Origin of the sequence: Mycobacterium paraense (assembly GCF_002101815.1) — a bacterium.
GTDB classification, from domain to species: Bacteria; Actinomycetota; Actinomycetes; order Mycobacteriales; family Mycobacteriaceae; genus Mycobacterium; species Mycobacterium paraense.
In genome coordinates this window covers 63,640-90,434 of the sequence record NZ_LQPM01000007.1, presented here as the reverse complement: position 1 = coordinate 90,434, position 26,795 = coordinate 63,640, and the positions used below count along the sequence as shown (strand labels likewise).

19 protein-coding genes are annotated in these 26,795 nt (G+C 69.8%); 15 read left to right on the top strand and 4 right to left on the bottom strand.

Annotated features, from left to right (window positions below; all coding sequences use genetic code 11):
- Positions 1-175 precede the first annotated feature (175 nt).
- The 7 genes from AWB89_RS05380 (at position 176) to AWB89_RS28245 (ending at position 13,428) form a co-directional block, all read left to right on the top strand.
- Positions 176-3,856 carry a nitrate reductase subunit alpha gene (locus AWB89_RS05380; protein ID WP_085172115.1) on the top strand — a complete coding sequence of 1,227 codons (3,681 nt, stop codon included), beginning with the start codon at positions 176-178 and terminating at the stop codon, positions 3,854-3,856.
- The gene (narH, locus tag AWB89_RS05375; RefSeq protein WP_085172114.1) at positions 3,856-5,508 is read left to right on the top strand and encodes a nitrate reductase subunit beta; all 1,653 of its coding nucleotides are present in this window, start codon (positions 3,856-3,858) and stop codon (positions 5,506-5,508) included. Before AWB89_RS05380 ends, narH begins: the two co-directional genes overlap by 1 nt.
- The gene (narJ, locus tag AWB89_RS05370; protein WP_085172113.1) at positions 5,505-6,170 is read left to right on the top strand and encodes a nitrate reductase molybdenum cofactor assembly chaperone; all 666 of its coding nucleotides are present in this window, start codon (positions 5,505-5,507) and stop codon (positions 6,168-6,170) included. The genes narH and narJ overlap by 4 nt, the downstream gene beginning before the upstream one ends.
- Before the next feature lie 10 nt (positions 6,171-6,180).
- Positions 6,181-6,912, top strand: coding sequence for a respiratory nitrate reductase subunit gamma (gene narI / locus AWB89_RS05365; protein WP_085099746.1), 732 nt, complete (start codon positions 6,181-6,183; stop codon positions 6,910-6,912).
- Between the two features lie 146 nt (positions 6,913-7,058).
- Positions 7,059-8,948 carry a translational GTPase TypA gene (gene typA / locus AWB89_RS05360; RefSeq protein ID WP_085099749.1) on the top strand — a complete coding sequence of 630 codons (1,890 nt, stop codon included), beginning with the start codon at positions 7,059-7,061 and terminating at the stop codon, positions 8,946-8,948.
- A gap of 45 nt (positions 8,949-8,993) precedes the next feature.
- A complete protein-coding gene (locus tag AWB89_RS05355; protein WP_085172112.1) occupies positions 8,994-10,892 on the top strand; it encodes an ABC transporter family substrate-binding protein in 1,899 nt (632 codons plus the stop codon).
- Between the two features lie 238 nt (positions 10,893-11,130).
- On the top strand, positions 11,131-13,428 hold the full coding sequence (locus AWB89_RS28245; RefSeq protein WP_085172111.1) for a PE family protein: 2,298 nt from the start codon (positions 11,131-11,133) through the stop codon (positions 13,426-13,428).
- Here AWB89_RS28245 and AWB89_RS05345 read toward each other — a convergent pair.
- On the bottom strand, positions 13,425-14,027 hold the full coding sequence (locus tag AWB89_RS05345) for a TetR/AcrR family transcriptional regulator (protein WP_085172110.1): 603 nt from the start codon (positions 14,025-14,027) through the stop codon (positions 13,425-13,427). The genes AWB89_RS28245 and AWB89_RS05345 overlap by 4 nt on opposite strands.
- Positions 14,028-14,087: 60 nt before the next feature.
- Here AWB89_RS05345 and mshB point away from each other — a divergent pair, with 60 nt between their 5' ends.
- A complete protein-coding gene (gene mshB, locus AWB89_RS05340) occupies positions 14,088-14,993 on the top strand; it encodes an N-acetyl-1-D-myo-inositol-2-amino-2-deoxy-alpha-D-glucopyranoside deacetylase (RefSeq protein ID WP_085172109.1) in 906 nt (301 codons plus the stop codon).
- A gap of 92 nt (positions 14,994-15,085) precedes the next feature.
- Entirely contained in the window at positions 15,086-15,547 is a 462-nt protein-coding gene (locus AWB89_RS05335) for a hypothetical protein (RefSeq protein WP_085099765.1), read from the top strand.
- Between the two features lie 10 nt (positions 15,548-15,557).
- On the opposite strand, the gene AWB89_RS28240 is transcribed toward AWB89_RS05335, so the two are convergent.
- Positions 15,558-16,661, bottom strand: coding sequence for a PE family protein (locus AWB89_RS28240; protein WP_085099768.1), 1,104 nt, complete (start codon positions 16,659-16,661; stop codon positions 15,558-15,560).
- Between the two features lie 226 nt (positions 16,662-16,887).
- On the opposite strand from AWB89_RS28240, the gene AWB89_RS05325 reads away from it, so the two are divergent.
- Both AWB89_RS05325 and AWB89_RS05320 read left to right on the top strand, forming a co-directional pair.
- A complete protein-coding gene (locus AWB89_RS05325) occupies positions 16,888-19,479 on the top strand; it encodes a bifunctional FO biosynthesis protein CofGH (protein ID WP_085172108.1) in 2,592 nt (863 codons plus the stop codon).
- Positions 19,480-19,509: 30 nt separating this feature from the next.
- A complete protein-coding gene (locus tag AWB89_RS05320; RefSeq protein WP_085172106.1) occupies positions 19,510-20,274 on the top strand; it encodes a maleylpyruvate isomerase N-terminal domain-containing protein in 765 nt (254 codons plus the stop codon).
- An 11-nt stretch (positions 20,275-20,285) separates the two neighbouring features.
- On the opposite strand, the gene AWB89_RS05315 is transcribed toward AWB89_RS05320, so the two are convergent.
- Positions 20,286-20,618, bottom strand: a complete 333-nt coding sequence (locus tag AWB89_RS05315; protein ID WP_085099904.1) for a hemophore-related protein — start codon at positions 20,616-20,618, stop codon at positions 20,286-20,288.
- Between the two features lie 392 nt (positions 20,619-21,010).
- Here AWB89_RS05315 and fdxA point away from each other — a divergent pair, with 392 nt between their 5' ends.
- The 4 genes from fdxA to AWB89_RS27680 are packed head-to-tail and all read left to right on the top strand — an operon-like array spanning position 21,011 to position 26,140.
- Positions 21,011-21,337, top strand: a complete 327-nt coding sequence (fdxA, locus tag AWB89_RS05310) for a ferredoxin (protein WP_085099779.1) — start codon at positions 21,011-21,013, stop codon at positions 21,335-21,337.
- Positions 21,338-21,363: 26 nt separating this feature from the next.
- Positions 21,364-22,476, top strand: coding sequence for a succinyldiaminopimelate transaminase (gene dapC, locus AWB89_RS05305; protein WP_085172387.1), 1,113 nt, complete (start codon positions 21,364-21,366; stop codon positions 22,474-22,476).
- 32 nt (positions 22,477-22,508) lie between these two features.
- A complete protein-coding gene (locus AWB89_RS27685) occupies positions 22,509-24,884 on the top strand; it encodes an APC family permease (RefSeq protein WP_085099782.1) in 2,376 nt (791 codons plus the stop codon).
- On the top strand, positions 24,854-26,140 hold the full coding sequence (locus AWB89_RS27680) for an alpha/beta hydrolase (RefSeq protein WP_085172385.1): 1,287 nt from the start codon (positions 24,854-24,856) through the stop codon (positions 26,138-26,140). The genes AWB89_RS27685 and AWB89_RS27680 overlap by 31 nt, the downstream gene beginning before the upstream one ends.
- Here AWB89_RS27680 and AWB89_RS05290 read toward each other — a convergent pair.
- On the bottom strand, positions 26,126-26,776 hold the full coding sequence (locus AWB89_RS05290; protein ID WP_085172104.1) for a GAP family protein: 651 nt from the start codon (positions 26,774-26,776) through the stop codon (positions 26,126-26,128). The two genes, AWB89_RS27680 and AWB89_RS05290, sit on opposite strands and share 15 nt — an antisense overlap.
- Positions 26,777-26,795 lie beyond the last annotated feature (19 nt).

The window sequence follows — 26,795 nt, the reverse complement described above, 5'->3', positions numbered from 1 at the left end:
GATCCCGAGGCCAGTTCGCATGGTGTGGCCCTGGCCGCCGTGCCGGGCCCCGCGTCGTCGTATCGGAAGAACGCCGCATGACGGCGGCTCAGGTTTTCGCTGACGCGCGCGTGCGGGGTTCGGACACCCGAACCCAACGGCGAAGTTCCACGTGGATTTAGCAGGAGGCTTTTTCTTGACTGTCACACCTCACGTTGGTGGACCGCTCGAGGAGCTACTGGAACGCAGTGGGCGTTTTTTCACCCCGGGCGAGTTCTCCTCCGATTTGCGCACCGTCACCAGGCGGGGTGGCCGCGAAGGCGACGTCTTCTACCGCGACCGCTGGAGCCACGACAAGGTGGTGCGCTCGACGCACGGGGTGAACTGCACGGGGTCGTGCTCGTGGAAGATCTACGTCAAGGACGGGATCATCACCTGGGAAACCCAGCAGACCGACTACCCGTCGGTGGGTCCCGACCGGCCGGAGTACGAGCCGCGCGGCTGCCCGCGCGGTGCATCGTTCTCCTGGTACAGCTACTCGCCCACCCGGGTGCGTTACCCGTACGCCCGCGGCGTGCTGGTCGAGATGTTTCGGGAGGCCAAGGCTCGGCTGGGCGACCCGGTGCTGGCCTGGGCCGACATTCAGGCCGACCCGGAGCGCCGACGTCGCTATCAGCGGGCGCGCGGCAAGGGTGGGCTGGTGCGGATCAGTTGGGCCGAGGCGACCGAGCTGATCGCCGCCGCCCACGTGCACACGATCAAGACCTACGGCCCCGACCGGGTCGCCGGCTTCTCGCCGATCCCGGCGATGTCGATGGTGTCCTACACCGCCGGCTCGCGCTTCTACGAGCTGATCGGCGGCGCCATGACGTCGTTCTACGACTGGTATGCCGATCTGCCGGTGGCGTCCCCGCAGGTGTTCGGCGACCAGACCGACGTGCCGGAGTCCGGGGACTGGTGGGACGCCGCGTATTTGATGATGTGGGGTTCCAACGTCCCGATCACCCGTACCCCCGACGCGCATTGGATGGCCGAGGCCCGCTATCGCGGCACCAAGGTGGTGACCGTCAGCCCCGACTACGCCGACAACACCAAGTTCGCCGACGAGTGGATGCCGTGCGCCGCCGGGACCGACGGGGCGCTGGCCATGGCGATGGGTCACGTGATCCTGTCGGAATGCTATGTGCAAAAGCAGGTTCCGTTCTTCACCGACTTCGCGCGCCGCTACACCGACCTGCCGTTCCTGATCAAGCTGGAGCAACGCGGCGACCTGCTGGTGCCCGGTAAGAACCTGACGGCGGCCGACATCGGCGAGTCGGTCGAGAACGCCGCGCTCAAGCCGACCCTGCTCGACGAGGCCACGAATTCCGTTGTGGTGCCGCAGGGTTCGCTGGGTTTCCGCTACGGCGAGGACGGCGTCGGCAAGTGGAACCTCGACCTCGGCGAGCTGACGCCGGCGCTCAGCGTCCTGGGGGACGGCGATACCGCGCTGATCCACCTGCCCAGCTTCGACACCGTGAACGGCGAGGGCGGCACGCTGGCGCGCGGGGTGCCGGTGCGACGCGTCGGTAAACACCTGGTGTGCACCGTGTTCGACCTGATGCTCGCCCAGTACGGGGTGGCGCGGCCCGGGCTGCCCGGCGACTGGCCCACCGGCTACGACGACCCGACGCACCAGAACACCCCGGCCTGGCAGGAGCCCATCACCGGCGTGTCGGCGGGGCAGGCGATCCGGGTGGCCAAGGAATTCGCCCGCAGCGCAGAGGAATCCGGCGGGCGTTCGATGATCATCATGGGCGGCGGCATCTGCCACTGGTTCCACAGCGACGCGATCTACCGCGCGGTGCTGGCGCTGCTGATGCTGACCGGGTCGATGGGCCGCAACGGCGGCGGGTGGGCGCACTACGTCGGACAGGAAAAGGTGCGTCCGCTCACCGGTTTTCAGACGATGGCGATGGCCACCGACTGGTCGCGCCCGCCACGGCAGGTGCCGGGCGCGTCGTACTGGTACGCGCACACCGACCAATGGCGCTACGACGGGTACGGGGCCGACAAGCTGGCCAGCCCGGTGGGTCGGGGCAGGTTTGCGGGCAAGCACACGATCGACCTGCTGGCTTCGTCGGTGGCGATGGGCTGGAGCCCGTTCTATCCGCAGTTCGACCGGTCCAGCCTGGAGGTCGCCGACGAGGCGCGCGCCTCCGGTGCCGACGCCGGCGAGTACGTCGCCGAGCAGCTCGGCCGGCGCGCGCTCAAGCTCGCGGTGACCGATCCCGACAACCCCGTCAACTGGCCACGGGTGCTTACCGTGTGGCGGGCCAACCTGATCGGGTCGTCGGGCAAGGGCGGCGAGTATTTCCTGCGTCATCTGCTGGGGACCGATTCCAACGCGCAGGCGCAGCCGCCGGAGGACGGGGTGCGCCCGGTCGACGTGACGTGTGAGGGTGAGATCCCCGAGGGCAAGCTCGATTTGATGATGTCGATCGACTTCCGGATGACGTCGACGACGTTGGTATCCGACGTGGTGCTGCCGGCCGCGACCTGGTACGAGAAGGCCGACCTGTCCAGCACCGACATGCACCCCTACGTGCACGCGTTCAGCGCCGCCACCGACCCGCCCTGGGAAACCCGTTCGGACTTCGACGCTTTCGGTGCCATCGCCCGCGCGTTCAGCACGATGGCCAAGGACCATCTGGGCACCCGCAGCGACGTGGTGCTCACCGCGCTGCAGCACGACACCCCCGACGCGATGGCCTATCCCGACGGTTCGGAGCGGGACTGGCTGCACGATGGCGGCACTCCGGTGCCGGGGCGCACGATGGCCAAAGTCACCGTGGTGGAGCGCGATTACACCGCCATCTACGACAAGTGGCTCACTCTGGGCCCGCTGGTGGACCAGTTCGGGGTGACCACCAAGGGCGTCACGGTGCATCCGTTCCGGGAGGTCGAGGAGTTGGCGGCCCGGTTCGGCGTGATGAAGTCCGGTGTGGCGGCGGGCCGCCCGGCGATCACGACGGCGAACCGGATGGCCGACGTGCTGCTGCTGCTCTCGGGGACGACCAACGGCCGGCTGGCCGTCGAAGGGTTCCGGGAGCTGGAGAAGCGCACCGGTCAGCGGCTGGCGCACCTGGCCGAGGGCAGCGAGGAGCGCCGCATCACCTATGCCGACACCCAGGCGCGCCCGGTCCCGGTGATCACCAGCCCGGAATGGTCGGGCAGCGAGACCGGCGGGCGCCGCTACGCGCCGTTCACGATCAACATCGAGAACCTCAAGCCGTTCCACACGCTGACCGGGCGGATGCACTTCTACCTGGCGCACGACTGGGTGGAGGAGCTCGGCGAGCACCTGCCCGTCTTCCGCCCGCCGCTGGACATGACCCGCCTGTTCGGCCAGCCGGAGCTGGGCCCCACGGACGACGGCGTCGGCCTCACCGTGCGTTATCTGACCCCGCACTCGAAGTGGTCGTTCCACTCCACCTACCAGGACAACCTGTACATGTTGTCGCTGTCGCGCGGCGGCCCGACGATGTGGATGAGCCCGGGCGACGCGGCGAAAATCGGGGTGCGCGACAACGATTGGGTCGAGGCGGTGAACGTCAACGGCATCTACGTGTGCCGGGCGATCGTCAGCCACCGGATGCCCGACGGCGTGGTGTACGTCTACCACGTCCAGGAACGCACCGTCGACACCCCGCGCACCGAGACCAACAACAAGCGCGGCGGCAACCACAACGCGCTGACCCGGGTGCGCATCAAGCCCAGCCACCTCGCCGGCGGCTACGCCCAGCACTCGTTCGGCTTCAACTATTTGGGCCCCACCGGCAACCAGCGAGACGAGGTGACCGTGGTGCGGCGCCGCAGCCAGGAGGTGACCTACTAGTGAAGGTAATGGCGCAACTGGCGATGGTGATGAACCTCGACAAGTGCATCGGCTGTCACACCTGCTCGGTCACCTGCAAGCAGGCGTGGACCAACCGCGGCGGCACCGAGTACGTGTGGTTCAACAACGTGGAAACCCGCCCCGGGCAAGGCTATCCGCGCACTTACGAGGATCAGGAGCGCTGGCGCGGCGGCTGGATCCGGGACAAGAAGGGACGGCTGCGGTTGCGCGACGGCGGCCGCATCAGCAAGCTGCTGCGGATCTTCGCCAACCCCAAGCTGCCCACCATCGACGAGTACTACGAGCCGTGGACCTACGACTACGAGAACCTGACGACGGCCCCGGCCGGTGACACCTTCCCCACGGCCGCCCCGAGGAGCATGATCACCGGGGAGCCGATGAAGGTTTCGTGGGGGCCGAACTGGGACGACAACCTGGCCGGGTCGCCCGAAATCCTGTCCGGCGACCCGATTTTGCAGAAGGTCAGCGACGAGGTCAGGCTCAAGCTCGAAGAGACCTTCATGTTCTACCTGCCGCGCATCTGCGAGCATTGCCTCAACCCGTCCTGTGTAGCGTCCTGCCCCTCGGGCGCGATGTACAAGCGCAGCGAGGACGGCATCGTGCTCGTCGACCAGGACCGCTGCCGCGGCTGGCGGATGTGCGTGTCCGGATGCCCTTACAAGAAGGTGTATTTCAACCACAAGACCGGCAAGGCCGAGAAGTGCACCCTGTGCTACCCGCGCATCGAGGTCGGCCTGCCGACGATCTGCTCGGAGACGTGCGTGGGACGGCTGCGCTACCTGGGACTGGTGCTCTATGACGCCGACCGGGTGCTGGAGGCCGCGTCGGTGGAGGACGACAAAGACCTCTACGCGGCGCAGCGCCGAATCCTGTTGGATCCCAACGATCCCGAGGTCATCGCCGCCGCGCGGGCCGAGGGCATCACCGACGAGTGGATCGAGGCCGCGCAGCGGTCACCGGTGTACGCGCTGATCAACAAGTTCCGGGTGGCGCTGCCGCTGCATCCCGAGTACCGGACCATGCCGATGGTCTGGTACATCCCGCCGCTGTCGCCGGTCGTCGACGCCGTCAGTCGCGACGGGCACGACGGCGAGGACCTGGGCAACCTGTTCGGCGCGCTGGACGCGCTGCGCATCCCGATGCAATACCTGGCCGAGCTGTTCACCGCCGGGGACACCCACGTCGTCGAAGCCGTGTTGCGCCGGCTGGCCGCGATGCGCTCCTACATGCGCGACATCAACCTCGGCCGGGAAACCCAGCCGCACATACCGCACGCCGTCGGCATGACCGAAGAAGAGATCTACGACATGTACCGGCTGCTGGCGATCGCCAAATACGAAGAGCGGTACGTCATTCCGACCGCCTTCAGCGCGCAGGCGCGGGATCTGGAGGAGATGGGCTGCTCCTTGTCGAGCGATGGCGGCCCGGGGATGTACGAATCCGGCCCGTTCGGCGAGGGCAGCGGGGCCCCGGTGCCGGTGGCGGTGGAGACCTTCCACGCGCTCAAACAGCGCCAGCGCGGCGAGGACGGGGAGCGCGGTCATCGTCGCTCCCGGGTCAACCTGCTCAACTGGGACGGCAACGGCGCGCCGGCGGGCCTGTTCCCCGAGTCGGAGCCGGCGCAGCGATGAGGCTGCTGGCCCACGTCAGGGAGCGCTCGGCCAACCGGACGATGCAGGACCGGCTGGTGTGGCAGGCGGCGTCGCTGCTGCTGGCCTACCCGGACTCTCGCCTGGGCGAGCGGCTCGACACCGTCGACGAACTGGTGGACCACATCGACGGGCTCGCGGCGGCGCTGCTGCGCCGCACCGTCGCGGCCCTGCGCGGCCTCGAACCGATGGCCGCCGCGGTGGGCTACGTCGAGACCTTCGACATGCGCCGGCGCAACACCATGTACCTGACCTACTGGACCGCCGGGGACACCCGCAACCGCGGCCGGGAGATGTTGGCGTTCGCCACCGCCTACCGCGACGCGGGGGTCGAACCGCCCCGCGCCGAGGCGCCCGACCACCTGCCCGTCGTCCTCGAATTCGCCGCCACCGTCGACCCCGACGCCGGGCGGCGCCTGCTCATCGAGCACCGCGTCCCGATCGACGTGTTGCGCGAAGCCCTGGCGGACGCGAAGTCGCCCTACCAGCACACCATCGCCGCGGTCTGCGAGACGCTGCCCGCCGCCACCGACCAGGAGGCGCGCCGGGCGCAGCGGTTGGCTCAGGCCGGACCTCCCACCGAAGCCGTTGGGCTGCAACCGTTTACCCTGACCGTCCCACCGAAGCGCACCAAGGGAGCCTGACTTGGTACACATGAAGCTGATCGAAATCTTTTGGGACGACGTGCCTTACGTCGTGCTGGCGGCCGCGGCCGTCGGCACCTGGTGGCGCTACCGCTACGACAAGTTCGGCTGGACCACCCGCTCGTCGCAGATCTACGAGTCGAAGTTGTTGTCGATCGGCAGCCCGCTCTTCCACTTCGGCAGCCTGGCCGTGATCATGGGCCACGTCATGGGCCTGTTCGTCCCGGAGTCCTGGACCCGCGCGGTCGGGATGAGCGATCACATCTATCACCTGCAGGCGCTGCTGCTCGGCGTGCCCGCCGGTTTCGCCACGCTGATCGGCATCGGCCTGCTGATCTACCGGCGGCGTACGCACGGGGCGGTGTTCCTGGCGACCACCCGCAACGACAAGCTGATGTATCTGGTGCTCGTGTGCGCGCTGGTGGCGGGGCTGTGCTGCACCCTGGCGGGCGCCACCCACTTCGGCGAGCTGCACGACTACCGGCAGAAGGTGTCGGTGTGGTTCCGGTCGATCTGGCTGCTCGACCCGCGCGGAGACCTGATGGCGCACGCGGCGTTCTACTACCAGCTCCACGTGGCGCTCGCGCTGGCGCTGTTCGCCCTGTGGCCGTTCACCCGGCTGGTGCACGCGTTCAGCGCCCCGATCGCCTATCTCTTCCGGCCCTACATCGTCTACCGCAGCCGTGACGTGGCCGACACCCACGAGCTGGTCGGGACGGCGCCGCGCCGCCGCGGCTGGTGACGCGGCCGAGTGTGCGACCACGGCTTTTGAGTGTCTATCCAGGCTGACGACACGCCGGAGGCGGCAGCCCTGGACGCACATTGACCGAGCGGCCCACGGGGGCGGCCAGTTCGCTATCTGAGGCGCCCGCTGCCAGAATCACCGACGTGCCATTCCGCAACGTCGCCATAGTCGCCCACGTCGACCACGGGAAAACCACCCTGGTCGACGCGATGCTGCGGCAGTCCGGGGCGCTGCACCACCGCGGCGACGACGCCCAGGAACGCATCATGGACAGCGGTGACCTGGAGAAGGAAAAGGGCATCACCATCCTGGCCAAGAACACCGCCGTGCACCGGCACAACGACGACGGCACGGTCACCGTGATCAACGTCATCGACACCCCGGGGCACGCCGACTTCGGCGGCGAGGTGGAGCGCGGGCTGTCCATGGTGGACGGGGTGCTGCTGCTGGTCGACGCGTCCGAGGGGCCGCTGCCGCAGACGCGGTTCGTGCTGCGCAAGGCGCTGGCCGCGCACCTTCCGGTGATCCTCGTCGTCAACAAGACCGACCGGCCCGACGCGCGCATCGCCGACGTGGTGGAGGCCAGCCACGACCTATTGCTCGACGTCGCATCGGATCTCGACGACGAGGCGGCCGCCGCCGCCGAGCGTGCGCTGGGCCTGCCGACGCTGTACGCGTCGGGCCGCGCGGGCATCGCGAGCACCGAACAGCCGGCCGACGGCGAGGTGCCCGTGGGCGACAACCTCGACCCGCTGTTCGACGTGCTGATGGAGCACATCCCGGCGCCGTCGGGGGACCCGGAGGCGCCGCTGCAGGCGCTGGTGACCAACCTCGACGCGTCGGCGTTCCTCGGGCGGCTCGCGCTGATCCGGATCTACAACGGCAAGCTGCGCAAGGGCCAGCAGGTCGCCTGGATGCGCGAGGTCGACGGCGTGCCGGTCATCACCAGCGCCAAGATCACCGAGCTGCTCGCGACCGAGGGCGTCGAACGCAGCCCCACCGACGAGGCGATCGCCGGTGACATCGTGGCCGTGGCCGGCCTGCCCGAGATCATGATCGGGGACACGCTGGCCGATCCCGACCATGCCCACGCGCTGCCGCGCATCACCGTTGACGAGCCGGCGATCTCGGTGACCATCGGCACCAACACCTCGCCGCTGGCCGGCAAGGTATCGGGACACAAGCTGACCGCCCGGATGGTCCGCAACCGGCTGGACACCGAGCTGGTCGGCAACGTGTCGATCCGGGTCGTCGACATCGGCCGGCCCGACGCCTGGGAGGTGCAGGGCCGCGGCGAGCTCGCCCTGGCCGTGCTGGTCGAGCAGATGCGGCGGGAGGGCTTCGAACTGACGGTGGGCAAGCCGCAGGTGGTCACCAAGACCATCGACGGTCAGCTGCACGAACCGTTCGAGGCGATGACCATCGACTGCCCCGAGGAATTCGTCGGCGCGATCACTCAGTTGATGGCCGGCCGTAAGGGCCGCATGGAGGAGATGACCAACCACGCGGCCGGCTGGGTCCGGATGGACTTCATCGTGCCCAGCCGCGGCCTGATCGGCTTCCGCACCGACTTCCTCACGATCACGCGCGGCACCGGCATCGCCAACGCCGTGTTCGACGGCTACCGGCCGTGGGCGGGGGAGATCCGGGCGCGCCACACCGGCTCGCTGGTATCGGACCGGTCGGGCACCATCACGCCGTTCGCGCTCATCCAGCTCGCCGACCGGGGCCAGTTCTTCGTCGAGCCGGGGCAGGACACCTACGAGGGCATGGTCGTCGGAATCAACCCGCGCGCAGAGGATCTCGACGTCAACGTGACCCGCGAGAAGAAGCTGACCAACATGCGGTCGTCGACCGCGGACGTCATCGAGACGCTGGCCAAGCCGCTCGAGCTCGACCTGGAACAGGCCATGGAGTTCTGCGCGCAAGACGAATGCGTCGAGGTGACGCCCGAGGTCGTTCGGGTGCGCAAGGTCGAGCTGGACGCCACCTCACGGGCCCGCAGCCGCGCGCGGGCCAAGGCCCGGGGTTAGCGCCGCGTGGCCCGGCGGGCGGCTGGGCGCCTGCTCGATACCCTGATGGGCGTGCCGAGACCAGCCCGCCGCCTGTTCCTGACGGTCGGCGCGGTGGTCTCGCTGTTCGGGGTGGTGTTGGCGGCGTGCACGGTCAACCCGCCGCCGGCGCCGCAGAGCACCGACACGCCCCATAATTCGGCGCCGCCGCCGCAGCGGCCGACCCAGATCATCATGGGCATCGACTCGATCGGCGCCGGGTTCAATCCCCATCTGCTTTCGGACCTGTCGCCGGTCAACGCGGCGATCAGCGCGCTGGTGCTGCCCAGCGCGTTTCGGCCGGTGCCCGACCCCAACACCCCGACGGGCTCGCGCTGGGAGATGGACCCGACCCTGTTGGTGTCGGCCGAGGTGACCAACCAGAGCCCGTTCACGGTGACCTACAAGATCCGGCCCGAGGCGCAGTGGACCGACAACGCCCCGATCGCCGCCGACGACTTCTGGTATCTGTGGCGGCAGATGGTCAGCCAGCCCGGCGTGGTCGACCCGGCGGGATACGACCTGATCACCGGCGTGCAGTCGCTGGAGGGCGGCAAGCAGGCCGTGGTCACCTTCGCGCAGCCGTATCCGGCGTGGAAGGAGCTATTCAGCAACATCCTGCCGGCGCACATCATCAAGGACGTGCCGGGCGGTTTCCTCGCCGGGCTGGCCCGCACGCTGCCGGTCACCGGCGGCCAGTTCCGGGTGGAGAGCATCGACCCGCAGCGCGACGAGATCCTGATCGCCCGCAACGACCGCTATTGGGGCCCGCCCGCCAAACCCGCGCTGATCCTCTTCCGCCGCGCCGGCGCCCCGGCCGCGCTGGCCGATTCCGTGCGCAACGGCGACACGCAGGTGGCCCAGGTGCACGGCGGCTCGGCGGCCTTCGCCCAGCTCTCGGCCATCCCGGACGTGCGGACCGCCCGGATCGTCACGCCGCGGGTCATGCAGCTCACGCTGCGGGCCAGCGAGCCGAAGCTGTCCGATGCGCAGGTCCGCAAGGCGATCCTGGGTTTGCTCGACGTCGACCTGCTGGCGGCCGTGGGTGCCGGCAGCGATAACACCGTCACGCTGGACCAGGCCCAGATCCGCTCGCCGAGCGATCCCGGCTACGAGCCGACGGCCCCGCCCGCGATGACCACGCCCGCGGCGCTCGCGTTGCTCTCGGCGTCCGGCTATCACGTCGAGTCCAACCCGTCGACGTCACCGTCGCCCACCTTGGCGGGCCCCGGGCCGACGGAGGTCATCCGCGGCCGGATCACCAAGGACGGCCAGCCGCTGACGCTGGCCATCGGGGTGGCCGCGAACGACCCGACCTCGGTCGCGGTGGCCAACACGGCCGCCGACCAGTTGCGCAACGTCGGCATCGACGCGACCGTGCTGGCGCTGGACCCGGTGACGCTGTACCGCGACGCGCTGACCAACAACCAGGTCGACGCGATCGTCGGCTGGCATCGGGCCGGCGGAAACCTGGCGACCCTGCTGGCCTCGCGCTACGGGTGCCCCGCGCTGCAGACGACGACGGTGTCGCCGTCGAGCACGCCGACCACCACGCCCGCCGCGGGCCCGCCGCCCGGGGGCCCGGGCACCACTCCGGCGACGTCTCCGTTGACCCCGACGCCGGCGCCGCCGGCCCCGCGGCCGCCCGAGCCCGGCGCGCTGGTGCAGGCGCCGTCGAACCTCACCGGAATCTGCGACCGCAGCATCCAGTCGAATATCGACGCCGCGCTCAACGGCACCAAGAACATCAACGACGTGATCACCGCTGTCGAGCCGCGGCTGTGGAACATGTCGACGGTGTTGCCCATCCTGCAGGACACCACGATCGTCGCGGCGGGGCCCAGCGTGCAGAACGTCAGCCTGACGGGTGCGGTACCGGTCGGCATCGTCGGCGATGCCGGCCAATGGATCAAAACCGGTCCCTAACCGAGCATTTCTACGAAATTTGAAAACGTCCATTTTCTACGAATGGACATGTGACGCATCGCGTGGCTCGAAAGTAACGAATTTATGACGAATTAATCGAAACGCGTATCCGCAAACTTGCTTGGTGCAAACGACCGTTTTCAGCTCGCCATTTCGATACGCTGCGGCCATCGCGACACCCGCCCGATCGGGCGACGGGGGTATAGCGACCATGGTGTGGTGAACCGGGGAGGTCAGTGTGTCGTTTCTCATCGCAGCGCCGGAGCTAATCGCCGATGCGGCAAGCAATTTGGCGAATCTTGGCTCGGCCATCGGGTCCGCCAACAGCGCGGCGGCCGCGGCGACCACCGTGTTGCTGCCCGCGGCCGCGGACGAGGTTTCGGCGGAAATTGCCGCGCTCTTTTCTTCGCATGCCGCGGGCTACCAGCAACTCAGCGCGCAGGCGGCGCTATTCCACCAGCAGTTCGTCCAAACTTTGACCACCGGCGCGGGCAGCTATGCGGCCGCCGAGGTAAACGTTGTGCAGACACTCGCGAGCGCGGTGCCCGCGGCCGGCTTCGACCTGAGTGCTGGGCTCTCGGGCCTCGGCGCCAGCCTGAGCGCCGATCTCAACGCGCTCGGTGTCTCGCTGAACGCCGCGGTGTCGGCCAGCCTCAGCGGCAGCCTCGGGGCCAACCTCGGGGGACTGGCCCCACTGGGCGCGGCGATCGCAACCAACCTGAACAGCGGCCTGACGGCGCTGGCGCAGACCGGCGGGGCGCTGGCCACCAACATCGGCACCAGCCTGTCCGGTCTGGCGGGCGGCTTCAACGCCGCGCTGCCGGGGTTGCAGGCCAGCCTCAGCGGCGGACTTTCCGGGCTGAACGCCTCGGTCAACGCCGCGTTGTCGGGCGCCCTGGGCGCCGACCTCGCCGGGTTCGGGCCGCTCGCTTCGATGTTTGCCACCGACTTCGGCGCCGAACTGTCGGGGGCCATCCAGGCCGCCAACGCCATCGCGGCGAGCCTCGGCGCCGGGCTGCCCGGCCTCATCGGCGGCCTGAGCCTCGCGTTCCCGGGCCTCGCGGCCAGCCTCAGCGGCGGGCTTTCCGGGTTGAACGCCTCCCTGAACGCCGCCCTGTCGGGCGGCCTCGGCGCCAGCCTCTCGGGGCTGGGCCCCCTCGGCGCGACCCTGGCCGCCGACATCAACAGTGGCCTTGCGGGATTGGCGCAGACCGGCGGGGCGCTCGCGACCAGCCTGAACGCCGGGCTGTCCAACCTGGCGGGCAGCCTGTCCGCCGGGCTGCCGGGACTGAGCGGCGCGATCAACGCCGCGCTGTCGGGCGGCTTCGGGGGCAGCCTGTCGGGTCTCGGCGCCGCCCTGTCCGGTGCCCTGCAGACTGGCGGGTCGCTGATCGGCAACCTCAGCGCCGGCCTGCCCGCGCTGGTGGGCGGCTTCACCCTGCCGACCAACCTGAACGCCGCGCTGGCGGCGCTGGGCGGGGCCTTCGGCTTCAGCCCCAGCCTGGGCGCCAGCATCACCGCCGGCCTGTCGGGGCTCAGCGCCCAGCTCAATGTCGCGCTGAACGGGGGCCTCAGCCTCGGTCTCGCCGGGCTGCCCACCCTGTTCGCCAACCTGGTTGCGCCCTGGCAGGTGCTCCTGACGGCGCCGAACGTGCCCGCTTTCCTCGCCCAGCTGCAGGCGATGGAGCTGGGCTTCAACGGGGCGTTGATCACCAACGAGCTGGGCTTCAACGGCGCCCTGGTCGCCCAGGAGACCGCGTTGGAGACGGCCCTGTTCGGCGGCGTCGGCGCCGTGGGCGGCTCCATCGACAGCTTCTTCAACTTCTGGAACACGGTGCTGGGCACCGGCGAGGTGACCTTCGACAGCCTGTTGGGCGCGCAACTCCCGACCGGCGGCGCCATCCTGGCCAGCCTGGCCATGGGCGCCCCGGCCAACCTGATCGCCGGCGGCACCCTGGGCGGCTTCCTCGGTGCCTTGGACACCAAGTTCTTGTGGGACCTCAACGTCATCAGCGCGGTCGCGACCTCGCTGACCGGCAACGGCTCCCTGCAGGCCGCGTTGACGGCGGGGATCAACGCGGCCGGCCTGCAGGCTTCCCTGACCGCGGCGCTCAACGGATCGCTGTTGGCCGGGGTGCCCAACCTCGGGGTGGCGCTGGTGGCGGCGCCCACCGCGGGGTTGCAGGGCCTGGCTTCGGGGCAGGTCAACTTCCTGGCCAACCTGATTCCCGCGGAGGTCGGCTTCAACACCAACCTGGTGGCCAACGAGCTGGCTTGGGAGACAAGCACTTTCGGGACCCCGGTCGCCTTCAACGGCGGGCTGAACCGGCTCTTCAATGTGGGCAACCTGATCCTGGGCACCGGCGAGCAGACGGTGAACAGCTTCCTGAGCGGTGTCCAGACGCCGGCCATCAGCACGCTGCTGACCGGTACCGCGGGGCAGGTCTTCAACGGCGGCAACATCGGCGGCATCGAGGGCATCTTCGACCAAAGCCTGGCCGCCGGTGCCGACTTCGCCGGCCTGATCCTGGGTTAGTCGGCCGTCGCGCGCGGCGGGATCACGGTGTCGACGATGATCGCCAGGTCCCGCCGGGTCGGCGGTTCGCCGGTGAGCAGGAAGTGTTGGTTGATCAACGCCGGTCCCACCCGCGCGGTCAGCGGCGTGATCGTGGTGGGATCGAGGTCGCCGTCGTCGACCGCGGACCGCAGGATCGATTCGAGAATCTCCAAGCGCGGCGCCACCACGGCGTCGGCGAAGATGATGCGCATCTCCGGTTCGTGCAGCAGCTGATGGACGACGTCCAGTCCGGGGAAGGTGGTCTTGCCGGCCAGCATGTCGCGGTGCGAAATGAACATGGCCAGCAGGTTCTCCCTGGCCGACCGGCCGGAGCGCAGCTCGGGCATCGGCGGCAGCGCATAGACCAGGGCGGCGTGCACCAGATCGTGCTTGCTGCACCAGCGCCGGTACAGCGCCGCCTTGCCGGTGTGGGCGCGCGCCGCGATACCTTCCATGGTCAGCCCGCCGTAGCCGACTTCGGCCAACTCCGCCAGCGTGGCCTCGTAGAGCGCACGTTCGAGCACTTCGCCACGTCGGCGGCTCCGGGTGCTGCTCCGGTCCTGGGTTAGCTGCGGCATTTCTCGATAGTAGCCGCCCGCGTTCCTATCCGCCGCTCGCCTCCGGGGTAGGGTGCGTCCATGCCCGAGACTCCGCGGCTGCTGTTCGTCCACGCGCACCCGGACGACGAGAGCCTCAGCAACGGCGCCACCATCGCCCACTACACCGCACTCGGCGCGCAGGTGCGCGTCGTCACCTGCACCCTCGGCGAGGAGGGCGAGGTCATCGGCGAGCTGTGGGCCGGACTCGCCGTCGATCAGGCGGACCAACTTGGTGGCTACCGAATCGGCGAGCTCACCAACGCCTTGCGGGCGCTCGGCGTCAGCGGGCCCCTCTATCTCGGCGGCGCGGGACGATGGCGCGATTCGGGCATGCAGGGCACCCCGAAGCGGCGGCGCGAGCGGTTCATCGACGCCGACGAGCGCGAGGCCGTCGGCGCGCTGGTCGCCATCATCCGCGCGCAGCGCCCGCACGTCGTCGTGACCTACGACCCCAACGGCGGCTACGGCCACCCCGACCACATTCACGCCCACACCGTCACGACGGCCGCCGTCGCCGCCGCCGGCTCCGCCGACGACTACCCCGGCGAGCCCTGGGCGGTGCCGAAGTTCTACTGGACGGTGTTGGCGGAGAGCGCATTCCATGCCGGCTGGCGGGCGCTGGGTCGCGAAGACCTGCTGGCCGACTGGGCCATTCCGCCCCACGAGGAGTTCGACTTCGGCTACGCCGACTCCGACATCGACGCCGTCGTCGAGGCGGACCCGGAAGCGCTCGCCGCGAAGAGGGCCGCCCTCGCCGCGCACGCCACGCAGGTCGTCGTCGGCCCGACCGGCCGGGCCTGCGCCCTGTCGAACAACATGGCGCTGCCCATCGTCGCCGAGGAGCACTACGTCCTGGTGGGCGGCGCCGCGGGCGAGCGCGACGGGCGCGGCTGGGAGACGGATCTGCTCGCGGGGCTGGGTTTCACCGCGGCCGCAGCGCGGTAGGCTGCGAAACAGGCAGCCACGGAAGGAATTCGCATGGACCCCGACCTGGACCCTAACCAGCAGCACTGGCAGGACCGCCTCGACAGCCTGCAGTGGGTCATCGGCTCGATACTCGCCAACATCGACAGCGTTCCGACCTGACCGAAACCAAGCCGCGCGCCGCGTCCGCCGAGGACGGCGGCGCGACAGATCCCGCGATTCGTTTCGTTGTCTTGGCGCTGCTGGCCGTCGACGGGATCCTGTCGGCACTCGCCGGCGCGCTCCTGCTGCCTACCTATCTCGGCTCGATTCCGTTCCCCATCAGTGGTTTGCTCAGCGGGCTGCTCAACGCGGCACTGGTGTGGGCCGCCGGGCTGTGGACCAAGTCCGCGCGGGTGGCCGCGCTGCCGCTGTGGACCTGGCTGCTCACGGTGGCCGTGATGAGCATGGGCGGGCCCGCCGACGACGTCATCCTGGGCGGCCGGGGGCTGATGGCGTACGGAGCCCTGCTGCTGATCTTGCTGGGCGTTGCCCCGCCGATGTGGGTGCTGATGCGGCGCGGGCGCCGGCGCTGACGGGCTCCCGTTACGGGAAGAACGGCGGCAGCGGCGGGAGCGGCGGCAGGAAGCTCAGGAACCAGTTGATCTCGGTCTGGATGAAGTAGTTGATCGACGCCGTGGTGGCGTTGATGAAGTTGTTCAGGCCCTGGGCAAAGGTGATGGTGCCGCCCAGCCAGTCCAGGATGTTGAACAGGCCGCTCTGCACCATGGGCTCGAACAGGTTGTAGAAGTACATGATCTGCGGGGCCACGATCCAGCCGATCCAGGGCAGCCAGCCCGCCGCGTAGGAGGCCAGCTCGAAGCCGTACTGCACGTACGGCTCGATCAGCAGGTAGGCGTTCTCGATCGACTGGGCGATCGGGGCGAATGCGTTCGCCGCCGACACCGCTGCGGCGTTGGTCACCGCGGCCGGCGCGAGCAGCGCGCTGGCCGCCGTCAGAGCCCTTATCCCGCCCGTGGGCCCCAGCAGCAGCGCGGCGGCCTGGCCGACGCCGCCGAACAGCCCGGCGCCGCCCAGCAGATTGGCGGAGCTCGCCACGACGCTTTCGACCTCGGTCATCGCACCGGAGACGGCGTTGACGGCCGCCCCCGACACGGCGTTGATCGCCGCGCCGGCCTGGCCGGCGACGGCCTGGGCGCCGCCGCCGAGCAGCCCGGCGCCGAGCGCCCCCGCGCCGCCGCCCAGGAGATTGGTGGAGCCCGCCACGACGCTTTCGACCTGGTTCACCGCACCGGACACGGCTCCGCCGGCCACCGCGGCCGCACCGGCGACGCCGGCGACGCCGGTGCCACCGCCGCCGAGCAGCGACGCGGCGGGTGCGTTCACCGCACCCGCGAGGTTCTGCGCCGCGTCGGCCTCGGCCGCCGCATACGCGCCGGCACCGGCGCTCAGCGCCTGGACGAACTGCTCGTGAAACCCGGCGATCTGCGCGCTGATCTGCTGATATCCCAGCCCGTGCTCGGACAGAAACGCCGCGACCTGCGCCGATACCTGGTCAGCGGCGGCCGCCGCCACCGCGCTGGTCGGGGCCGCCGCCGCGGTATTGGCCGTGCTGAGCGTCGATCCGATGCCGAACAGGTCCGAAGCCGCTGCTGCCAGCGCCTCGGGGTCGGCGAATAGGAACGACATCTAGCACCTCTCTGAGATACGACGGATGGTAACGCGATCGCCGCTGGTTAGCGGCCAAGTCCGCCAAACACATAGCTAAGGGCAGCGGGGGCGTCCCCGGGGCCGGGATGTCGACCTCGGGCCGGCCGCAGCCTGGCGCTACTGTTGCGCGTATGGCACCGTTGCCCAAGCTTTCACAGGTTTGGGCCGGGCGGATGAAATTCGAGCGTGGGGAAGTTACACCAACGTGCCACTGACACCGGGAACACCGGAGCCTCTGGAGCCCGTCGTTCTGCCCAGCCCTGTCGTTCCCCCCAAGGCCGGCGCGTCGGCGTTGCGGCGGGTGCTGCGGCGGGCCCGGGACGGGGTCGCGCTGAACCTCGACGAGGCGGCCGTCGCGATGACGGCGCGCGGCGAGGATCTCGCCGATCTGTGCGCCAGCGCGGCGCGGGTGCGCGACGCGGGCCTCGAGTCGGCCGGGCGGCGCGGGCCGAACGGCCGGTTGCCGATCAGCTATTCCCGCAAGGTCTTCATCCCGGTCACCCACCTGTGCCGCGACACCTGCCATTACTGCACCTTTGTCACCGTCCCCGGCAAGCTGCGCGCCCAGGGCGCGGGCATGTACCTGGAGCCCGACGAGATCCTCGACATCGCCCGCCGCGGGGCCGAACTGGGTTGCAAGGAGGCGCTATTCACCCTCGGTGACCGGCCCGAGGACCGCTGGCCGGAGGCCCGGGACTGGCTCGACCAGCGGGGCTACGACTCGACCCTGTCGTACGTGCGGGCGATGGCCATCCGGGTGCTCGAGGAGACCGGGCTGCTGCCGCACCTGAACCCCGGCGTGATGAGCTGGTCGGAGATGTCGCGGCTCAAGCCGGTGGCGCCGTCGATGGGCATGATGCTCGAGACCACGTCGCGGCGGCTGTTCGAGACGAAAGGCCTTGCGCACTACGGCAGCCCGGACAAGGACCCGGCGGTGCGGCTGCGCGCGCTGACCGACGCCGGGCGGTTGTCCATTCCGTTCACCACCGGGCTGCTCGTCGGCATCGGCGAGACGCTGCCAGAACGCGCGGACACCTTGCATGCGATTCGCAAGTCGCACAAGGAGTTCGGGCATGTCCAGGAAGTGATCGTGCAGAACTTCCGGGCCAAGGAGCACACCGCGATGGCCGCGGTTCCGGACGCCGGGATCGAGGACTACCTGGCGACCGTGGCGGTCGCGCGCTTGGTGCTCGGGCCGGGGATGCGCATCCAGGCGCCGCCCAACCTGGTCTCGCGCGAGGAGTGCCTGGCGCTGATCGGCGCCGGCGTGGACGACTGGGGCGGCGTCTCACCGCTGACCCCCGACCACGTCAATCCCGAACGGCCGTGGCCCGCGCTGGATGAGCTGGCGGCGATCACCGCCGAGGCCGGATACGACCTCGTGCAGCGGTTGACCGCACAGCCCAAGTACGTCCAGGCCGGCGCGGCGTGGATCGACCCGCGGGTGCGGGGACACGTTGCCGCGCTTGCCGATCCGCGGACCGGCCTGGCCCGCGACGTCAACCCGGTCGGCATGCCGTGGCAGGAGCCCGACGACGTGGAGTCCGCCGGCCGGGTCGACCTGCATGCGGCGATCGACACCGAAGGCCGCAACACCGAAGCACGCAGCGACCTGGACAGCGCGTTCGGCGACTGGGAATCGATCCGGGACCGCGTGCAGGAGCTGGGCGCGCAGGGCGCCAAAGCGCCTGAACGCCTGGACACCGACGTGCTGGCCGCCCTACGGTCGGCCGAACGCGATCCCGCCGGCTGCTCCGACGACGAGTACCTGGCGTTGGCGACGGCCGACGGCCCGGCGCTGGATGCGGTTGCGGCGCTGGCGGATTCGCTGCGGCGCGACACGGTCGGCGACGACGTCACCTTCGTGGTGAACCGCAACATCAACTTCACCAACATCTGCTACACCGGCTGCCGGTTCTGCGCCTTCGCGCAGCGCAAGGGCGACGCCGACGCATATTCGCTGTCCACCGAAGAGGTCGCCGACCGCGCCTGGGAGGCGCACGTCGAGGGCGCCACCGAGGTGTGCATGCAGGGCGGGATCGATCCCGAGCTGCCGGTGACCGGCTACGCCGAGCTGGTGCGCGCGGTCAAGGCCCGCGTGCCGTCGATGCACGTGCACGCGTTCTCCCCGATGGAGATCGCCAACGGCGTGACCAAGAGCGGGTTGAGCATCCGCGAGTGGCTGATCAGCCTGCGCGAGGCCGGGCTGGACACCATCCCCGGCACCGCCGCCGAGATCCTGGACGACGAGGTCCGCTGGGTGCTCACCAAGGGCAAGCTGCCGACGTCGATGTGGATCGAGATCGTCAGCACCGCGCACGAGGTCGGCCTGCGATCCTCGTCGACGATGATGTACGGCCACGTCGACAGCCCGCGGCACTGGGTCGGCCACCTCAACGTCCTGCGCGACATTCAGGACCGCACCGGCGGATTCACCGAGTTCGTGCCGTTGCCGTTCGTGCACCAGAGCTCGCCGCTGTACCTGGCCGGCGCGGCGCGGCCCGGGCCCACCCACCGCGACAACCGGGCCGTGCACGCCCTGGCGCGGATCATGTTGCACGGCCGCATCTCCCACATCCAGACCAGCTGGGTCAAGCTCGGTGTCGAACGCACGCGGGTGATGCTCAACGGCGGCGCCAACGACCTGGGCGGCACGCTGATGGAGGAGACCATCTCGCGGATGGCCGGCTCCGAGCACGGATCGTCGAAGACCGTCGCGGAGCTGGCGGCGATCGCCCAAGGCATCGGTCGCCCGGCGCGCCAGCGCACCACCACGTACGCCCCGCTCGCGGCTTAGTTGTCAGAGGCGGCGGGTATACCGGACGCCGTGAAACGACACATCGACCACGATCGATTCCCCGAATGGCGGCCCTTCCTCGACGCGGTGCAGCAGCGCCGGCCCGACACCGGCACCTGGTGCGAAGCCTGGACGGTCCGCGACGTCGTCATCCACCAGGCCGGAAACGCCGAGGAGCTGGCCCGGGTCCTGCAGGCGCACCTGGAGGGAAACCCCGTCGGCACCCGCGGGTTCGAGGAGCGGGAGGGGCCCCTGCGCGCCCTCGGCGACGCCGAGCTGTGGGACGCGCTGCACGAGCGGATGGCCACGCTGAACGACGTCGCGACGGCCGCGGACGCCGTGCCGGCGGACACGGACGTCGCGTGGACCGGTCGCACCATGAAGGTGCCGTGGTTCGCCGAGCACATGCGCGAAGAGCTGGTCCTGCACTGCTGGGACATCACCGGCGACGATCCGGCCGCGCAGGCGCGGCTGGCCGAGCCGTGGATGACCACGCACAGCGTCACCGCGGTCGGGCGCCCGCTGCTTGCCAAGGGCGCCAAGGGGTTACGCGAGGGTGAGCGGATCGAAGGCCGGCTGCGGGTCCCCGGCGGCGACGACGTCGTCGTCACCGCCGACGCCGACCACACCTACATCGGAATGGCCGGGCCCGAAGGCCCGGCCACCCTGGAAACCGATGCTGCCGCGCGGGTCCTACTGCTGTGGGGTCGTCGCCCCGGGAACCCTTCGCGGATCTGCAGCGACGCCGGACCCGAAACCCTGGGCCAGCTGCGCCGCCTGCTCAGCGGCTACTGAGCGCGCTGCGCTCAGTAGTTGTTGCAGCTGCCCGCCACCGACAACACGTCGTTGAAGTACGGCGCGGCCTGCGGCATGGCCTGGATCTGACGCGCCATCTGCAGGCGCTTCGGCGGCGGCGACGCGAGGAACTGGTTCAAGTAGCTCACCGCGATCGGCGACGCGGTCAACTGCGCGGCGGCCGCTGGGTCCGTCGCGTTCAGCGCGGCCATGACCTGCCCGTAGTTGCACGTCGTGTTGATGACCGGGTCCAGGGGATCTGCGGATGCGATCCCGGCACCGGCGGTCAACGCGAACGCCGCCCCGCCAACGGCGGCGGCGAATTTGGTCAACGACAGCCTCAACATTTATGGACACCTTCCCCATTCAATGCACCGTAAAAAACGGCGACGACATCTGCCCAACGGTTGCCGTCTGCGGTCGAGGTTACCAGGCCCCGTGAGCTTTCCTCCTCGCAACCGTAATCGCACAGGAAGCTCTAATCGTAACTATTCGCAGGTCAGCGCGTTGCGGGGGATGTTCGCCGTCAGTGAACGCGGGCCCGGGCGGGGCCGGGCGGCCCGGCGCCGCCCGTGACGGCCCGCTTTGCGTTCCCGTGTTACATGCCCAGTGGTTGACGTGTATGTGCAACGTCTAGTATCAGTAACCGAAAGCTTTCGCCGAAGCGGTCGAAGCGCCGCGGCGAGCCGAACAGCAGCCCACACGCAGTACATGGACAGAGCTGGAGGAGACGTCTGTGACGTACACGATCGCCGAACCCTGCGTCGACATCAAAGACAAGGCATGCATCGAGGAATGCCCGGTCGACTGCATTTACGAAGGCGCCCGGATGCTGTACATCCACCCCGACGAGTGCGTCGACTGCGGTGCCTGCGAGCCGGTCTGTCCCGTCGAAGCGATCTACTACGAAGACGACGTGCCGGAGCAGTGGAGCCAGTACACCCAGATCAACGCCGACTTCTTCGTCGAGCTGGGGTCACCGGGCGGCGCGGCGAAGGTCGGCTTGACCGAGAACGACCCGCAAGTGGTCAAGGATCTGCCGCCCCAGGGCGAAGGCGACTGAGCGGGCCGGTGCCCCAGCAGGCCGAGGTGGGGGCGCGGCCCCGTCAAGGGAAAGTTTCGGCATCCCTGCCCGAGTTCCCCTGGGACACCCTGGCCGGCGCGAAGGCGCTGGCCGCGGCGCATCCGGACGGCATCGTCGACCTGTCCGTCGGCACCCCGGTCGACCCGGTTGCCCCCCTGATCTCCGACGCGCTGGCCGCCGCCGGTTCGGCGCCAGGCTATCCGGCCACCGCCGGCACCGAGCGCCTGCGCGAATCGGCGGCGGCGGCGCTGGCCCGCCGCTACGGCATCACCGGGCTGGCCGAGTCGGCCGTGCTGCCGGTGATCGGCAGCAAGGAACTCATCGCATGGCTGCCGACCCTGCTGGGCCTCGGCCCCGCCGACGTGGTCGTGGTGCCGGAGCTGGCCTACCCGACGTATGACGTCGGGGCCCGCCTGGCCGGGACGCAGGTGCTGCGCGCGGATTCGCTGACCCAGGTGGGCCCGCGCTCTCCGGCGCTGTTCTACCTGAATTCCCCGAGCAATCCGACCGGACGCGTGCTGGGCGTCGAGCACCTGCGCAAGGTGGTCGGGTGGGCCAGGGACCGCGGCGTAATCGTCGCCTCCGACGAGTGCTACCTGGGCCTGGGCTGGGAGGCCCAACCGCTCTCGGTGCTGCATCCCTCGGTGTGCGACGGGGACCACACGGGGTTGCTGGCGATCCATTCGCTGTCGAAGACCTCGTCGCTGGCCGGCTATCGGGCCGGCTTCGTCGCCGGGGATGCGGCGCTGGTCGCCGAGCTGCTGGCCGTCCGCAAACACGCCGGGATGATGGTGCCGACGCCGGTGCAGGCCGCCATGGTGGCCGCCCTCGACGACGACGCCCACGAGCGGGTGCAGCGCGAGCGCTACGAACGGCGCCGGGCGGCCCTGTTGCCGGCCCTGCGCGCGGCCGGGTTCGCCGTCGACGATTCCGAGGCGGGCCTGTACCTGTGGGCCACCCGCGACGAGCCCTGCCAGGACAGCGTCGCGTGGCTGGCCGGTCGCGGCGTCCTGGTGGCGCCCGGCGACTTTTACGGCCCGGGCGGCGCCCGGCATGTGCGGGTCGCGCTGACCGCCACCGACGAACGCATCGCCGCGGCGGTACGGCGCCTCTCCTAGGGGCGGGGCTTGCTCAGGCAGAATGCTGGAGCGTGACCACTTCAGCGGGTTCGGCGGGCAAGCTGCACATCCCGACCTCGATCGGGGACATCGCCAAGCGGATTTTCCTGGGCAAGCCGCTGATCACCGAGGAACTGTCGAGCGAGAAGCTGTCGAATCCGGTTGCGCTCGGGGCGCTTTCGCCGGACGCCATCTCGTCGACGGCGTATGGCCCCGAGCAGATCCTGATCGAGCTGTTGCCGCACGCGGGTTTGGCGGCGTTTGTGCTGTTGCTGCCCGTCACCGGCGTCATCCTGCTGATCCTGGTCCTGGTGGCCGCGTCGTACCGCCAGGTCGTCATGGCCTACACCCGGGCCGGCGGTTCGTACATCGTCGCGCGCGAGAATTTCGGGCCGCGGGTGGCGCAGGTGGCCGCCGCGGCGCTGTTGATCGACTACGTGGTCACGGTGGCGGTGCAGTCGGCGGCGGGCACGGTCGCGGTGGTATCGGCCGTTCCGGCGCTGGGCCCGCACAGCCTGCAGATCACCATCGGCGTGGTGCTGGTCATCTGCTACCTGAACCTGCGCGGCCTGAGGGAGGCCGGCTGGCAATTCGCGTCCGCGACCTACCTGTTCATCGCGATGGTCGGGCTCACGATCGTGGTCGGCGTGGTGCGCGTGGTCGTGGGGGATCTGCCGGTGTACCACCCGGAGCACATGCCGGGGACGGTGCCGGTCCATCAGGGTGATGCGCTGGTGATGGGCGCGACGATCCTGACCGTCTTGCGCGCGTTCGCCAACGGAGGCTCGTCGCTGACCGGGGTCGAGGCGATCTCCAACACCGTCGACGTGTTTCGAAAGCCGCAGGGGGTCAACGCGCGCCGGGTGCTGACGGCGATGGCGACCATCCTGGGCCTCCTGCTGGCCGGCGTTGCGTTCCTCGCCTACGTCACGCACGCCACCCCCTACCTCACCGAGTATCCGTCGGTGCTGTCCCAGATCGCGCGCGCGGTCTTCGGCAACGGGGTGGCGGGCAACGTCCTGTACATCCTCGTCCAGACGGCGACCGCCGCGATCTTGTTCACCGGCGCGAACACCAGTTTCAACGGCTTCCCGGCGCTGGCCAGCTTCGTGGCCGAGGACCGCTTCCTGCCGCGGCAGCTGACGAAACGCGGTCACCGCCTGGTGTTTTCGAACGGGATCATGACGCTCGCGGCGCTGTCGGTGGCGCTGCTGCTGACGACGGGCGGTTCGGTCAATGCGCTGGTGCCGTTCTATGCGATCGGCGTGTTCACCGGGTTCTCGATGGCGGGTTACGGGATGACCAAGCACCATCTGACCCACCGGGAACCGGGATGGCGGCGACGGCTGGCGATCAACCTGTCCGCGGGGATCCTGTCGACGATCGTGGTGGGCATCTTCGCGGTGGCGAAGTTCACCGAGGGCGCGTGGCTGGTCGTCGTCGTCTTCCCGATCCTGGTCTTCCTGCTGATCCGGCTCAATCGCGAATACCGCGCGGAGGCAGCCATTCTCGAGATGTTCCGCACCGACCGGCCCGAGTTGGTCAAGTACGCCAGGCATCGGGTGTTCGTGTTCGTGAACTCGGTGGACCTCGCCACCATCGAGGCGTTGCGCTACGGCCGGGGCTTGCGGTCCGACGAGCTGATCGCGGTGCACTTCATGGTCGACGCGGCCCACGCCGCGCAGCTGCGGAAGCGTTGGGATCACTTCGAACTCGACACGCGGCTGCGGGTGGTGGACTGCCCGGACCGGCGGATCAACCGGTCGGCGCAAGTGCTGGTCGCCAAGGCGCTGCAGGAACATCGGGACACCAACGTCACGGTGCTGCTGCCGCGCCGCACCTATTCGCCGCTGCTGGGCAGGCTGCTGCACGACCGCACGGCCGACAAGATCGCGCGGGCGGTCAGCCTGATCCCGGACGCGGCGGCGACGATCGTCCCGTACGACGTGGAGTCGCGGATCAAGGATGCGTTCCCCGACGATTTCGAGCATCGGATCGCGCGCGCACTCGACCGGGTCGAGGCGCTGGTCCTTCAGGACGAGGAGCGCGATGTCGAGGCCTACGAACATCCCGAACGGCCGTCGGTGATCACGGTGGCCGGGCTGATCCCGGGGCAGCGCGCCACCATCGAGGGGCGCGTCACCCAGGTCGAGGACATCACCAAGCGGCGCCGCACGCTCCGCTGGATCGTCGTCGGCGACGACAGCGGCGAACTCAACGTCACGTTCCGCCCGGGGCGCGGGGGCGCCGACATCCAGCCCGGTCAGCTGTTGCGGATCACCGGCAAGGCGCGGCAAAGCGGCAACAAGGCCGTGTCGATGGTCGACCCGGTGTATCACGTGATCGACGATCCCGCCAAGGCGGAGGAGTCGAAGGGATCCGACGAAACCGGAAGCGAACAGGCGTGAGACGGGGAGCCGCCGTGTTGGTGTCGGCGCTGGGTCTGGCGTACACCGCCAACGGCTACCGGCCGCTGACCAGGGACCGCTTCGGCTCGGGCATCGCGTTCGCTCACGGGGTGTTCGCGTCCGAGCTTCCGATGCAAACCCTCGCCGTCCAGCTGGCGGCCGTGGCGGCGGTGTCGCGCGGGCTGCCGACGCGGCCGCGCCGGTTGAGCTGGCTGCTCTCGGCGGTGTCGTGGCTGGGATTGCTGGGCCTGCGCCGCGTCGGGCGGCGGGCGAACGAGCCGCTGACGGCCGCGCTGGACGCGGGGCTGGGTCCCGGCCGTCGCACCGAGTCGGGCGATCTGTGGAAGCGGCCCGCGGCCGGGGGTGCGACGGCGAAGAAGCCCGGCGCGGCGCGGATGCTGCGGATCTACCGCGACTACGCGCACGACGCCGACATCAGCTACGGCGACTGCGGCTCGCGCAACCACCTGGACATCTGGCGCCGGCCCGACTTGGATCGCGGCGGGCGTGCCCCGGTGCTGCTGCAGGTGCCCGGCGGGGGCTGGATGGTGGGAAACAAACGCGGACAGGCGCATCCGCTGATGAGCCACCTGGCCGAGCTGGGCTGGATCTGCGTCGCGATCAACTACCGGCTGAGCCCGCGCTCCACGTGGCCCGACCACATCGTCGACGTCAAGCGCGCGATCGCGTGGACGAAGCAACACATCGCCGAATACGGCGGCGACCCGGACTGGATCGCGATCACCGGGGGTTCGGCGGGCGGGCACCTGTCGTCGCTGGCCGCGCTGACCCCCAACGACGCGCGGTTTCAGCCGGGCTTCGAGGACGCCGACACCCGCGTGCAGGCGGCCGTGCCGTTCTACGGGGTGTACGACTTCGGTTCGCGCGACGCGATGCACCCGTTGATGGCGCCGGTGATCGCCAAGCGGGTGTTCAAGCTGCGCCTGACCGACGTCGACGAGGCCTTCCGGGTGGCCTCGCCGATCACCCACGTCCGTGCGGACGCGCCACCGTTTTTCGTGCTGCACGGCACCAACGATTCGCTGATCCCGGTCGAGCAGGCCCGCCGCTTTACGACGCGGCTGCGCGAGGTCAGCCGCCAGCCCGTCGCCTACGCCGAGTTGCCTTGCGCGCAGCACGCTTTCGACATCTTCGGGTCGGCGCGCGCGGCGCACGCCGCGGTGGCCGTCGAGCAGTTCCTCGCCGAGACGTACGCGGCACGGCAGGCCGTCGCGCGGTCCTCAGGCACCGGCTAAGCCGGCAACCAGCAAAACGCACCCGACCGCCGCCAGCAGCGTGGCGACCTCGATGCGGCGTCGGGACCGGATCCAGTCGTGCAGCGCGCCCATCGACGCGCGCGTGCGCCCGGGCGCCAGCAGATACGCGATCAGCGGGAGCTCCACCAGCGCGAAGGCCACGACGTTGAAGATCACCAACGCCCCGACTTGCTTCGCGGCCGCGGCGCCCGAGGCCAGGATGACGGCCAGCGCGGCCAGGTAGTCCACCGAGGGCAGCGCGATCCCCAGCCCGGCCACTCCCGCCACCCACAGCGAGCGCCCGTTCACCAGTCGCTGGGCGTGTGTCGCCAACCGTTGCGGCACGGCGGCGCGGCGCGTGTCGGGCTTCACCATCGCCACGGCGGCGATCGCGAGCGCCAGCAGGCCGATGGCGATTTGCACCCTGGGCAAGGTGAAGTACGTCGACCCCAGCAGCCTGCGACGCAGCACGAACAAGACGACCAGGCCCACGGTCAGGCCCATCGCGAACCCGCCGCACAGGAAGGCGAGCAGTTGCAGCAGCGGTCGGGGCCGGTTGAGCATCAGCACCGTCATGCCGACCCGGAACGGCTCGAGGCTCACCGCGATGGCCATCACCAGGATCGTGATCAACATGACGGCCGCCAGGTTACCG

Bases quoted from the DNA above. Each gene is read 5' to 3' on its own strand.
- narJ (WP_085172113.1), top strand. From the start codon at position 5,505: ATGAGGCTGCTGGCCCACGTCAGGGAGCGCTCGGCCAACCGGACGATG.
- narI (WP_085099746.1), top strand. From the start codon at position 6,181: ATGAAGCTGATCGAAATCTTTTGGGACGACGTGCCTTACGTCGTGCTG.
- AWB89_RS05355 (WP_085172112.1), top strand. From the start codon at position 8,994: ATGGGCGTGCCGAGACCAGCCCGCCGCCTGTTCCTGACGGTCGGCGCG.
- AWB89_RS05345 (WP_085172110.1), bottom strand. From the start codon at position 14,027: ATGCCGCAGCTAACCCAGGACCGGAGCAGCACCCGGAGCCGCCGACGT.
- mshB (WP_085172109.1), top strand. From the start codon at position 14,088: ATGCCCGAGACTCCGCGGCTGCTGTTCGTCCACGCGCACCCGGACGAC.
- AWB89_RS28240 (WP_085099768.1), bottom strand. From the start codon at position 16,661: ATGTCGTTCCTATTCGCCGACCCCGAGGCGCTGGCAGCAGCGGCTTCG.
- AWB89_RS05290 (WP_085172104.1), bottom strand. From the start codon at position 26,776: ATGTTGATCACGATCCTGGTGATGGCCATCGCGGTGAGCCTCGAGCCG.